Below are 11,604 nucleotides of genomic sequence, written 5' to 3'. Positions count from 1 at the left end.
GGGGACTACCAGTCACCCCGCGAGGACGATGTGAACTTCCGCACCCCGTAGACGAGCCCACCGACCAGGGCCACCAGGATCAGCAGCTTGAAGAGCAGTCCGATCACGAATCCGACCACGCTCGCGATCAGCCCGCCGAACACGACGAGCACGACCACGGGCAACGCGATCCACTTCACCCACCAGGGCATCCCCGCGACAATCTCCCGTACCGCCATCGTCCCTACCTCGTTCCGTGAGTACCTGAAGCACGCAGAATCGTGCATACGTGATGAGCGTTCCCGCTGCTTCCGATGCTAGAGCGGCGCGCGGCGGAGCGGAGGCCCCGCGGCCCTGGAACTCCCCTGATCCGACCCTGACGGAATCGTGAGGGTCCGGCCTCACCCCTCGGGAGGGGAGAAGACGACCATCACCCGCAGGTCCTCGGTGATGTGGTGGAACTTGTGCGGCTCACCGGCCGGTACGTAGACGACGCTGCCGCGCCCGACCTGCGTCGTCTCCATGCCCACGGTGATCGAGGCCCGTCCGCTCACGACGAAGTAGACCTCGTCCTGGCGGTGCGGCTGCTGGGGGTCGATGGTGCCGGCGTCCAGCGCGTACAGGCCGACGGACATATTCCGTTCCCGTACAAACTGCAGATACGCCCCGTCGTTGGCGGCACGTTCCGCCTCCAGCTCGTCAAGTCGGAATGCCTTCATGCCACGATCTCACCATGAAGAATTTCGTAGTCAAGACGATCGCCAACGCCGGTGCGCTGGCCGTGGCGATCTGGCTGATCAATGACATCACCCTGACCGGCGACAGCACCGGCAAGAAGGCGCTGGCCCTGGTGGTCGTGGCGCTGATCTTCGGAGTGGTGAACTTCGTCGTCAAACCCATAGTCCAGCTGCTGACACTGCCGCTGTTCATCGTCACCCTGGGGCTGTTCACCCTGGTCGTGAACGCGCTGATGCTGCTGCTGACCTCCTGGTTCGCCGACAAGCTCGACCTGAGCTTCCACGTCGAGGGCTTCTGGACGGCGGTGCTCGGCGGACTCATCATCTCGATCGTGTCGTGGGCGCTGAACGTCGTGCTCCCCGACGACAAGGACTGATCACTCATGGACCCAGTGGAGCCGGTCGAGACGGCGGGGCCGGCGGGAAGCGGGGCGCTCGGGGACGGCACGCGCGCCGTCCGGGCCGGGCTGCCCGATCCGGTGAAGTACGAACCGACCATGCCGGGCCCCGTGTTCGCCGCCCACTTCCATCTGCCGGGCGAGCCGACGGGGCCGTACACCTACGGCCGTGACACCAATCCGACCTGGACCCATCTCGAACGTGCCATCGGCGAGCTGGAGGCACCCGGCCGGACCGTCGAGACCGTCGCTTTCGCCTCCGGGATGGCCGCGATCTCGGCGGTGCTCTTCTCCCAGCTGCGCACCGGCGACGCCGTCGTCCTGCCCGACGACGGCTATCAGGCGCTGCCGCTGCTGCGGGAGCAGCTCACGGCGTACGGCATCGAGGTACGGACCGCGCCCACCGCCGGCGACGCGCAGCTCGGCGTGCTGGCCGGTGCCCGGCTGCTGTGGATCGAGACCCCGTCCAACCCCGGGCTCGACGTCTGCGACATCCGCCGGCTCGTGCGGGCCGCGCACGACCAGGGCACGCTCGTCGCCGTCGACAACACGCTCGCCACACCGCTCGGCCAGCGGCCCCTGGAACTCGGCGCGGACTTCTCCGTGGCCAGCGACACCAAGGGCATGACGGGCCACGGCGACATCCTCCTGGGCCATGTCACCTGCGAAGATCCCGAGCTGGCCGCGGACGTGCGGCGCTGGCGCAAGATCGCCGGGGCCATCCCCGGACCGATGGAAGCCTGGCTCGCCCACCGCTCGCTGTCCACGCTCCAGCTCCGCGTCGACCGCCAGTGCGCGACCGCGCAGCTGCTGGCACGGGCACTGTCCGGACGCGCCGATGTGAGCGGGCTGCGGTATCCGGGGCTGGCCGACGATCCCTCGCACGCCCTCGCGTCGGCGCAGATGCGGCGGTACGGGTGCGTGGTGTCGTTCGTCCTGCCCGACCGCGACCACGCCGAGCGTTTCCTGGACGGGCTGCGGCTGGTGGACGACGCGACGAGCTTCGGCGGTCTGCGGTCGACCGCGGAGCGGCGGGGGCGGTGGGGCGGCGACGCCGTGCCGGAAGGCTTCGTCCGGTTCTCCGTGGGCGCCGAGGACCCGGACGACCTCGTCGCCGACGTCCTGCGCGCGTTGACGGAAGCCGCACCGACGGAAGCCGCCGGCTGATCCGGCCGGCGGGACTCCGGGCGGAACGGACGGTCCGAGCCTCCCCCCTCGTGGCTCGGGCCGTCCACGGGTTCCCGCGCGCGAAGAACCACACCACAAGGCTAGTTGACTCTCCGTCAGTGTCCAATCACAGTAGCGACAGCCGCCTATCGACTTATTTATAGTTGGACGTTCCGGCGACGGGCCCGGGACGGGTTCGGACGGGGCCGGAAGTTGAGGAGGGCTGCCATGGACCTGGCCCTGCTGCGCACCTTCGTCACCGTGCACCGAGCGGGATCGTTCACCCGCGCCGCAGCCCTGCTCGGGCTCTCCCAGCCCGCGGTCACCGGGCAGATACGCACGCTGGAACGCCAGTTGGGCCGCCCGCTGTTCCTGCGCCAGGCACGTGGCGTCACGCCCACCACCATGGGCGACGAGCTCGCCCACCGTGCCGCACCCCATCTCGACGCCCTGGTCGAGATCACCGAGACCGGCCTCGACGAGGAGTCCGGTGTACGGACACTCCATCTCGCCGGGCCGCCGGAGTTCACCTCCGTACGCGCCCTGCCCGCGCTCACCTCGCTGATCAGCCAGGGGCTCGCCCTTCGCGCCTCCTTCTTCGCCGACGCCGAGGAGCTTCTGGACGGCCTCGCCGCCGGACACCACGACCTCGCCATCGCCACCGCCCGGCCCCGCGGCGGACTGCTCACCTCGACCCCGCTCTGCGACGAGGAGCACGTCCTGGTCGCCTCGCCACGGTGGGCGGCGCGGCTGGGCCACGACGTGCTGCGCGAGGGCCACGTCGTCCTGGAACAGCTTCCGGTGGTGGAGGTCCATGAGTCGCTGCCGCTCGTCTCGCGCTACTGGGCAGCGGTCTTCGACTCACGGCCGGCCGCCGCGGGCGCCGTCATCGCGCCCGACCTGCGCGCCGTCCTGGAGAGCGCGGCGGCCGGCGCCGGACTGGCCGTACTGCCCCGCTATCTGTGCGAGGGCGCACTGGAGCGCGGTGAGATCGTGGCTCTCTACGACCCGCCGGTGCCCCCGCTGCGCACGTACTTCCTCGTCGTACGGACCGGCACACTGGCCCTTCCGCACATCGCGCGGGCGCACGAATGGCTGCTGCGTGCTTCGGTCGACTGGTGACCGCCCGGCCCCGGGGAGTTTCGGCACGGCCGTATCGGGCCACGCTCTTCCCATGACCGAACGGCCCGTGGTCAAGCGCACCGCACGCGCCATCCTGCTCGACGGCGACCATCTCGTCCTGATCAAGCGCACCAAACCGGGTGTGGACCCGTACTGGCTGACCCCCGGCGGCGGGGTCGAACCGGACGACGCCACGGTCGTCGCCGCGCTCCACCGCGAGGTCGACGAGGAACTGGGCGCCAAGATCACCGACGTCGTGCCGTGCTTCGTCGACACCGTCGAGCACATCGCGGACGGCGGCGTCACCGGCGTGAAGGTGCAGCACTTCTTCGTCTGCCGGCTCGAATCGCTGGACCCGTCGCTGCGGCACGGGCCGGAGGTGGACGAGCCGTGCGGGGAGTACGAGATCGTACGGGTGCCGTTCAGCCGGGTCGGAATCGCCGCCGTCCATCTCGTACCGCTGTCGCTGCGGCACTATCTGGACGGCAACATCGAGGGCGTACGGGCGATGCACGCGCCCGACCTGGGCTGAGCGGGGCTTACGAACCAGGGCGCCGGCTCAGCAGCTCGAACGCCTCGCGCAGATCGCCGCCCCGGTAGGTGTGCGTGGCGAGCCCGGCCAGATGGTGGTCCGCGTTCACCGCCACCGCGCGGGGGACGGACGCGAAGATCGCCGCGTCGGACATGGAGTCCCCGAAGGCGACGCAGTCTTCGAGCCGGACGCCGAAGCGCGTACACAGCTCGTTCGCGATGCGGACCTTGGCCGCCGTGTCGAGGATCCCCGCCCGGTCCACCGGCCCGGTGAACGGCAGGGCCGGCCAGCGTGAGCCATGGGTGGCGTCCGCGCCCCACGGCAGCAGGCGTTCGACGAAGAAGTCCGGTGACAGCGTGATCACGGCGCAGTAGTCGCCCCGCGCACGGATGTCCGCCCAGACCTCCCGGATCCCGGCCAGCCACGGCGCACCTTCGAAGGCTGTCTCGACCTGCGCGGCGGTCAGCTCGGACCACAGCTCCCTGGCCCGGACCGCGAACTCGTCCGGGGCCAGCCCCGCGGTCAGGAACTCGCGCTCCAGCTCCGCGATCTCGGCGCTCACACCGAGCTGCCGGGAGATCTCGACGGCGGCGGCCGATCCCCGGATCAGCGTGCCGTCGAGATCGAACAGATGCAGGGTGCGAGGGCGGTCGCCGATGGTCTTCCCGGGGCTCTCCATGTACGCCGAGGTTAGTACGGACGGTTACTCCCGCCGTCAGACGCCCTCCGCCGCGGATCACGGCACGGTGTTTCACGTGAAACCACTCAAGCGGCCCGCCCGGCGGGCACTTCTCGTCGTCCATGTCGCCGTCTCCGTGAGCTGGCTGGGCCTCACGCTCGGCCTGCTCACGCTTGGCATCACCGCGTACACCACCGGGGACTCCTCCCTCACCGAGGCGTCCTACCGTGCGATGAAGGTCTTCGCCGACTGGCTTCTCGCGCCCGTGGTCGTGATCACGCTCGTCAGCGGGCTGGTGCTGTCCCTGGGAACGCCCTGGGGGCTGACCCGGTACCACTGGGTCTGGATCAAGTTCTGGATCACGCTGGTCACAGGCGCGGCGACGGTCTTCGCCCTGCGGCCCGGGATCGCACAGGCCGCGGACAGCGGTGGTGTGCCCGATATCAGCCTGGTCGCCGCGCCGTCGGTGGCGACCTCCGCGTATCTCTTCATGACGGTCATCTCGGTCCTGAAGCCGTGGGGGCTGACGCGCCGGGGGCGGCGGGTGCGGGCCGCCTCGGCCGGCCGTCGTGCCGGCCGTCGTGCGGGTCGGGAGGCGGCGGAGAAGCGCCTCGTCCCGACCGCCTGAGAGCTCCGGCCGGGGCGGGGGCATCAGGCGAGGGCATCAGACGGGGGTCGGCGCGGCCGTGTCCTTGGTCGTTCCCGTGGTGGTGTCCCTCGTGGTGCCCGTGGTGGCGATGTCGCCGTCATGGGCACCGCGGCGTTCCAGGGTGTGCGAGACGACGGCGAGGAGCAGCGCGGACCCGGCGAGCGCGGCACCGACCCAGTTGGGCGCCGTGTATCCGAGACCGGCGCCGATGACCAGACCGCCGAGCCAGGCGGCGAGGGCGTTGCCGAGGTTGAACGCGCCGATGTTGACGGCGGAGGCGAGCGTCGGGGCGCCGGACGCCTGGTCGAGTACGCGCTTCTGGAGCGGCGGCACGGTCGCGAAGCCCAGCCCACCGATCAGGAAGAGGGTGAGCGCGGCCGCGATCTTGTTGTGCGCGGTGAGAGTGAACAGCGCCAGGACGACGGACAGGGCGCCGAGCGACACGTACAGCATGGGCATGAGGTGGCGGTCGGCGTACCGGCCGCCGATGAGGTTGCCGCCGACCATGCCGAGGCCGAGGAGCACCAGCAGCCAGGTGACGGAGGAGTCGGCGAAGCCCGCGGTCCGCGTCATCATCGGCGTGATGTAGGTGATGGCGGCGAAGACGCCGCCGAAGCCGAGGACCGTCATCCCCATGGCGAGCAGGACCTGGACGTTGCGGAAGGCGGCCACCTCGTGGCGGATCCGTACGCCTCGCGGTCGCGGCTGCTCCGGTACGAGCTTGGCGACACCGGCGAGACCGACGACTCCCAGGCCCGCGACGAGGAGGAAGGTCGCGCGCCAGCCGGTGCTCTGGCCGATGTACGTGCCGAGGGGGACGCCCACGACATTGGCGAGCGTGAGACCGGTGAACATCATCGCGATGGCGCCGGCCCTCCGGTGCGGGGCGACGAGTCCGGCGGCGACGACGGAGCCGATGCCGAAGAACGCCCCGTGGGCGAGTGAGGCGACGACACGGCCGGTGAGCATGAGGCCAAAGGTGGGGGCGAGTGCGGACATGACGTTGCCGGCGATGAACAGGCCCATCAGCAGCATCAGCATGCGCTTGCGGCTGACGCGGGTGCCCAGGAGGGTCATGATCGGCGCGCCGAGTACGACTCCGAGGGCGTAGCCGCTGACCAGATGGCCCGCGGTGGGGATGGTGACGCCGTACTCGGTGGCGACCTCGGGCAGCAGCCCCATGATCACGAATTCGGTGGTCCCGATTCCGAACGCCCCGATGGCCAGGGCGAGGAGCGCGAGTGGCATGGGTGTGGCCTTTCCCAGATGTGTGTCCGTGCGTGCGCCGCTCGCGGGTCGCCGGTGATGTCCGCACCGCCGACGAGTGCCGCTGCTTGTGCATGCGTTTTACGAGCGTGGACAATACTTGCAGACGCCGTTTAATTGCAAGCGCGCTATATTGCAGACGTGCCCTACCCTGAGGGCTGGAAGCTCCGGTCGATGGAGACGACGGAGACGACGGAGGAAGAGCCATGACCGCCACGGATCCCGCACTCACCGCCCTCGCCCAGGGCTGGGTGGCCCTCTCTCTGCTGCACAGCAGGATCGAGTCGCATATCGAGCGGGCTCTGCAGAGCGGGCACGACCTCAGCGTTCGCGAGTACTCCCTGCTCGACGTCCTCAGCCGCCAGCACGACGGCGAGGGCGGGCACCTTCAGATGAAGCAGGTCGCCGACGCGGTGGTGCTCAGCCAGAGCGCGACCACGCGCCTGGTCACCCGCCTTGAGGATCGCGGCCTGCTCACGCGCTATCTCTGCCCGACGGACCGGCGCGGGATCTACACCGACGTGAGCGAGGCGGGTCTCCGCCTCCTCGCCGAGGCGCGGCCGACGAACGACACCGCGCTGCGCGGGGCCCTGGACGCGGCGGCGAAGAATCCGGAGCTCGCACCGCTGGTCAGGGCCGTGGAGGAACTGCGCGTACCCGCGCCGTCGACCCCGGTGTGACCGGCGTAATCTGCGATCCATGAGCGATCTGCACATACGGCCGGCCGTCGCGGGCGACCTCCCCGAGATCGTGGCGATGCTCGCCGACGATCCACTGGGCGCGACACGCGAGTCGCCGGACGACCTCACCCCGTACCTCAAGGCCCTGGAACGGCTCGCCGACGACCCGAATCAGTACCAGGTCGTCGCCGAGCGCGACGGGCGCGTCGTCGGCACCCTCCAGTTGACGATCATCGCGGGCATCTCCCGCCGGGGCTCCACGCGTTCGGTCATCGAGGGCGTACGCGTGCACGCCGACGAGCGCGGCTCCGGCCTCGGCACCCGGCTGATCCGGTGGGCCATCGACGAATCCGGGCGCCAGGGCTGCCAGTTGGTCCAGCTGACCTCCGACGCGACGCGTACCGATGCCCAGCGCTTCTACGAGCGGCTCGGGTTCACCGCGTCCCACGTCGGGTTCAAGATGAGCCTGGAGGGCGGGAGCTGAGGCGAGCGGCGGGGCGCGCGTCGGCGCCGGCGTCGTACGTCCGGTTTCACGTGAAACATCACAGACCGCGCCAGCCCTGCTCGTCCACCCCGCCAGGGACCGCGTCCCCCGGCTCGTACGGCTCTCGGGTGTAGACGAAGGAGCCGAGATCGAGATGGCTCACCTGGCCGTCCGGGCGGCGGACGGCCTTCAGCGTCTCCCCCGTGTAGTAGCCGTCGAGCCCCTGCCAGGTACCGTCCGGCCGGGCCACGAACCGGGAACGCCGGCCCGCGTCACGCAGCGGCGCGAAGTCCATTCCGCGGTCGGCCGTCAGACGCAGGACATACGGGGTCGCTCCCCAGTACCAGGGACCCGTCAGCTCCAGCAGTGCCTGATCGACCTCGGGCAGCGGCCGCCACGGCTCGGGGATACGGGGCTCCGCGTCCGCCACGATATTGATCAGTTCGGCGGCGACGACACCGGTGAGCGGGCCCGAGGTGGCGTTGGCGAGCGCGACGGCGACCAGTCCGTCCTCGACACTCACCCAGAGCGCGGCGACGAAACCGGGCAGCGAACCCGTGTGCCCGGCGTATGTCCGGCCGCCTCCGTGGACGAGCTGCACGCCGAGCCCGTAACCGCCGCCCCACTGGCCGCTCTCGGGGGGCGTCGCGGGAGTCCGCGCCTCCCGTACGGACGCGGCGCTCAGGACCCGGTCGTCCCCCTCGGCGAGGAACGCCCCGAAGCGGCACAGGTCGTCCGCCGTCGACCAGAGCTGGCCCGCCGGGGCCATCAGGCCGAGATCCTCCGACGGTTCGGGCAGGATCGCGTCCGCCCAGGGATGCACGGCCCAGCCGCCGGCCGCCGGGGCGACGGGCCGGGTACTCGTACGGTGCATCGACAGCGGCTCCAGGATCTCCCGCCGCAGCACCTCCTCCCAGGACGCGCCGCGCAGCGCCTCGATCAGCGAACCGAGCAGCGTGTAGCCGGGGTTGGAGTAGTGGTACAGCCGTCCCGCGGGGTGCAGCACGGGGTGCTCGCCGAGCACGTCGGCCAGTTCGGGGCGCGTCGTGCCGGGCGTGCGCTCCCACCAGGGGGCGGGCGCCTCGGCGGCCAGACCGGCCCCGTGGCCGAGGAGTTGGGCGATGGTGACGTCACCGACCCCGGTGCCGGGAAGGTGTTTCTCCAGCGGGTCAGCCAGGTCGAGCAGGCCCTCGTCACGCAGCCGCAGCACCAGAACGGCGGTGAAGCACTTGGTGATCGAGCCGATCCGGTACTGGGTGTCCGCGTCCGGCTCATGACCGTCCACACAGCTGCGCCCGCCCGACCAGACCGTGCGCCCGTCGCGCGCGACCGCGGCGACGAAGGAGGGGGCGCGCCCTTCGGACTGCGCGGTGGCGACGCGGTGCAGCAGGGCACGTCGCGTACTGGGGAGAAGTTCTTCGAAAGGTGAGGTCATGGTCCACATCTATCGGTAGAGCACTGCCCCGTCGACCGCATTTCGGCGACGCGCGGCACCGGCCGTACTTTGGTCGGCCGAACGGTGGCGACGGGCCATACCTTGGACGGATACGGCTGTACAGAAGGCGGGTTACCGGCCCCGGGGCCCGTTCCTAGCCTTCAGGCATGACAGCCGAGACGACGAACGACACCGGGTCGGACCCGGCGCCCGCGACGGCCTCCGGAGCGCCGGCCTCGGCTCCTCGCGGGGGCGTACGGCCTTCGGAACGAGCCCTCGCGCCCGACCTCGCGCGCGGCCTCATGCTGCTGTTCATCGTGCTGTCGAACACGGCGTTCCATCTGTGGGCGTCGCGGTACGGCCCCTCGGGCTGGCAGCCCGTGAACGGCGGATGGCTCGACCGGGCCGTCCAGTTCGCCATGATCACCACCCTGGATCTGCGGGTCTATCCGCTCTTCGCCTTCCTCTTCGGCTACGGGATGACGCAGCTGTTCCTCCGCCAGAGGGCCGCGGGGACCGCCGAGCGCGATGTCGTCCGGATCCTGCGCAGGCGCGGTCTGCTGCTGATCGTCATCGGCCTGCTGCACGCCGGTCTGCTGATGGCGGGCGACATCGTCGGCTACTACGGCCTGCTGAGCCTCGCCCTCGGCCGGCTCTTCCTCAGGCGCGGCGACCGCGCGCTCACATGGTGGATGTGGATCGGCGCGACGCTGATGGTGATCAGCGCCGCGCAGCCGATGGTGACCGTGCTGCTCCAGGGTGATCTGGGCGCGGTCGGCGACGCCGGCGCGGAGCCGGGCGCCGAGGCGTACGCGGCGGGCGAGGAGAGCTGGCTCGCCGCGGCCGGCACCCGTCTGGTCACCGGAGCGTTCATCACCTTCGCCGCCGCGCCCGCGTCGCTGATCGGCGGCGCCTACGTCGTCTTCCTGCTCGGATTCTGGGCGGCGCGGCGCCGGATCCTGGAGGAGCCGGGACAGCACCTGCGGCTGCTGCGCCGTACCGCGGTCATCGGTATCCCGGCCGGCTGGCTCGGCGGACTGCCCGCGGCGCTGGCGCACATCGGCGCGATCGACGTCCCCGCCGACGCGCAGAGCGAGTCGGGGGTCCTCACCGCCCTCAGGGAGATCACCGGCGGCGCCGCCGGGCTCGGGTACGTCGCCGCCGTCGCCCTGTTCGCGCACTGGTGGACCCGGAGGCCGGCCCGCCGGGGTGCCCGCGTCGTCGACGCGGTGTCCGCCGTCGGCAAACGGTCGCTGTCCTGCTACCTCGCGCACTCCCTGATCTTCGCCCCGCTGCTGGCGGCATGGGGTCTCGGGCTCGGTGAGCACCTGACGAGCGCCACGATGGCGCTCGTGGCGGTCGGAGTCTGGCTGGTCACGGTGGTGGGGGCGGACGCCCTGGAACGCGCCGGGCGCCGGGGACCGGCCGAGGCGCTGCTACGCCGGCTGATGTACCGCACCTGAGCGGGAGGCGTACGGGGTCCGGGCCGGACCGTACCGATCCGGGGACGTACCTCAAGTCTTGCTCTGAACTGCCGCCGCGCAGGGCCCGTTCCGGGCATCGACCGCATACTGGCGAAAGGCGACATCAGGGACGGGGGCTCCTGTGCGAACCACGATCCGGCGGCACGTCTCGGCGGCCGAGCGACGACTCGACGAGTACGAAGTGGCCTATCTGGCCGGTGGACCCCAGCGCGTGCTGGAAACGGCGCTCTTCGCGCTGCGCGACCGGGGAGGCGTCACGGTGGCCGGCCCGCGCGTACGCGCGGTCGAGGACACCGGCGGGCCCGCCGGACACCCGGCCCGGCACCCGGTCGAGAGGGCGGTCCTCGCGAGCTGCCCGCGCGGCAGAAGCCTGGCGGTCGTCGCGAAGACCGTACGGGGCGGACCGGAAGTCACGGAGATCGAGCGCGGCCTGGCCGCGCTCGGCCTCATCACCCGCGCACGGCACCGTCTCACCCGGGCGGGCAGGAGTCGGCTGAAGGCGGCCAGGGAGGAAGGTACCCTCCCGGCGTACGTCTTCGACGGCCCGGGCGCCCACCGGGACCGACGGCTGCGCCGCGCCGTCGCGGGTACGGCGGTCCCCGCCGGCCTGGGACGGTCGCTGATACGTATGGGCAGGGCCGCCGATCCGGACCACGTCCACGACTACGGCTACGGCTACGGCTCCGAGGACGGCGGGGACCCGGACTCGGCTTCCGGCACCCACTCGTCCTCGCAACCCGGCGGCTTCAGCTGCGGAAGCGGGGGCGGCGGGGGCGGGGGCAGCGACTAGGGCCCGCCTGAGCCGCGAGCGGGCGGACGGCGCTACTTTGAAGACAGGCCCCAGGGGCATATGTCCGATAGCCTCCAGCCCCCGGTCGGGGCCCTGAAGTCCGCCGGAAAAATCTCGCCGCGCGATGTCGAGAACCCGGACGCGGCTCCGTCCCAGGGGTGAACGCGGCCACAATGGGCCGTACAGCACCAAGGAGACCATC

At 71.1% G+C, this 11,604-nt stretch carries 14 protein-coding genes; 9 read left to right on the top strand and 5 right to left on the bottom strand.

The features are described 5' to 3' along the window. Window positions 1-5 precede the first annotated feature (5 nt). Both GXP76_RS13900 and GXP76_RS13895 read right to left on the bottom strand, forming a co-directional pair. On the bottom strand, window positions 6-218 hold the full coding sequence (locus GXP76_RS13900) for a DUF5326 family protein (protein WP_242571825.1): 213 nt from the start codon (window positions 216-218) through the stop codon (window positions 6-8). A 162-nt stretch (window positions 219-380) separates the two neighbouring features. Continuing rightward, window positions 381-698, bottom strand: coding sequence for a cupin domain-containing protein (locus GXP76_RS13895; protein WP_078076251.1), 318 nt, complete (start codon window positions 696-698; stop codon window positions 381-383). 14 nt (window positions 699-712) lie between these two features. On the opposite strand from GXP76_RS13895, the gene GXP76_RS13890 reads away from it, so the two are divergent. The 4 genes from GXP76_RS13890 (at window position 713) to GXP76_RS13875 (ending at window position 3,935) form a co-directional block, all read left to right on the top strand. Continuing rightward, window positions 713-1,093 (top strand): phage holin family protein, encoded by a 381-nt coding sequence (locus GXP76_RS13890; RefSeq protein ID WP_147873130.1) that lies wholly within the window; start codon window positions 713-715, stop codon window positions 1,091-1,093. Between the two features lie 6 nt (window positions 1,094-1,099). Beyond that, a complete protein-coding gene (locus GXP76_RS13885) occupies window positions 1,100-2,281 on the top strand; it encodes a cystathionine gamma-lyase (protein ID WP_242571824.1) in 1,182 nt (393 codons plus the stop codon). A 228-nt stretch (window positions 2,282-2,509) separates the two neighbouring features. Then, window positions 2,510-3,403 (top strand): LysR family transcriptional regulator, encoded by an 894-nt coding sequence (locus GXP76_RS13880; protein ID WP_242571823.1) that lies wholly within the window; start codon window positions 2,510-2,512, stop codon window positions 3,401-3,403. Between the two features lie 52 nt (window positions 3,404-3,455). Next, on the top strand, window positions 3,456-3,935 hold the full coding sequence (locus tag GXP76_RS13875; protein ID WP_242571822.1) for an NUDIX domain-containing protein: 480 nt from the start codon (window positions 3,456-3,458) through the stop codon (window positions 3,933-3,935). A gap of 7 nt (window positions 3,936-3,942) precedes the next feature. Here GXP76_RS13875 and GXP76_RS13870 read toward each other — a convergent pair whose 3' ends face one another. After that, on the bottom strand, window positions 3,943-4,614 hold the full coding sequence (locus tag GXP76_RS13870; protein WP_242571821.1) for an HAD family phosphatase: 672 nt from the start codon (window positions 4,612-4,614) through the stop codon (window positions 3,943-3,945). A 76-nt stretch (window positions 4,615-4,690) separates the two neighbouring features. Here GXP76_RS13870 and GXP76_RS13865 point away from each other — a divergent pair, with 76 nt between their 5' ends. Continuing rightward, window positions 4,691-5,242 (top strand): DUF2269 domain-containing protein, encoded by a 552-nt coding sequence (locus GXP76_RS13865; protein ID WP_242571820.1) that lies wholly within the window; start codon window positions 4,691-4,693, stop codon window positions 5,240-5,242. A 36-nt stretch (window positions 5,243-5,278) separates the two neighbouring features. On the opposite strand, the gene GXP76_RS13860 is transcribed toward GXP76_RS13865, so the two are convergent. Beyond that, a complete protein-coding gene (locus GXP76_RS13860) occupies window positions 5,279-6,511 on the bottom strand; it encodes an MFS transporter (RefSeq protein WP_242571819.1) in 1,233 nt (410 codons plus the stop codon). A gap of 224 nt (window positions 6,512-6,735) precedes the next feature. Between GXP76_RS13860 and GXP76_RS13855 the strand changes: the two genes are divergently transcribed. Beyond that, window positions 6,736-7,209, top strand: a complete 474-nt coding sequence (locus tag GXP76_RS13855) for a MarR family winged helix-turn-helix transcriptional regulator (RefSeq protein WP_242571818.1) — start codon at window positions 6,736-6,738, stop codon at window positions 7,207-7,209. 19 nt (window positions 7,210-7,228) lie between these two features. Continuing rightward, complete coding sequence (locus GXP76_RS13850; RefSeq protein WP_242571817.1) at window positions 7,229-7,693, top strand: GNAT family N-acetyltransferase; 465 nt, start codon at window positions 7,229-7,231, stop codon at window positions 7,691-7,693. A 58-nt stretch (window positions 7,694-7,751) separates the two neighbouring features. Here GXP76_RS13850 and GXP76_RS13845 read toward each other — a convergent pair whose 3' ends face one another. Then, on the bottom strand, window positions 7,752-9,128 hold the full coding sequence (locus GXP76_RS13845; protein WP_242571816.1) for a serine hydrolase: 1,377 nt from the start codon (window positions 9,126-9,128) through the stop codon (window positions 7,752-7,754). A gap of 167 nt (window positions 9,129-9,295) precedes the next feature. On the opposite strand from GXP76_RS13845, the gene GXP76_RS13840 reads away from it, so the two are divergent. Continuing rightward, window positions 9,296-10,591: a DUF418 domain-containing protein gene (locus GXP76_RS13840; RefSeq protein ID WP_242571815.1), complete on the top strand. Its 1,296-nt coding sequence runs from the start codon at window positions 9,296-9,298 to the stop codon at window positions 10,589-10,591. A gap of 142 nt (window positions 10,592-10,733) precedes the next feature. Beyond that, window positions 10,734-11,402, top strand: coding sequence for a TIGR04222 domain-containing membrane protein (locus GXP76_RS13835; RefSeq protein WP_242571814.1), 669 nt, complete (start codon window positions 10,734-10,736; stop codon window positions 11,400-11,402). Window positions 11,403-11,604 lie beyond the last annotated feature (202 nt).

Origin of the sequence: Streptomyces sp. NP-1717 (genome assembly GCF_022695985.1) — a bacterium.
Taxonomy (GTDB): Bacteria; Actinomycetota; Actinomycetes; order Streptomycetales; family Streptomycetaceae; genus Streptomyces.
This window is presented reverse-complemented; position numbering and strand designations above follow the sequence as displayed.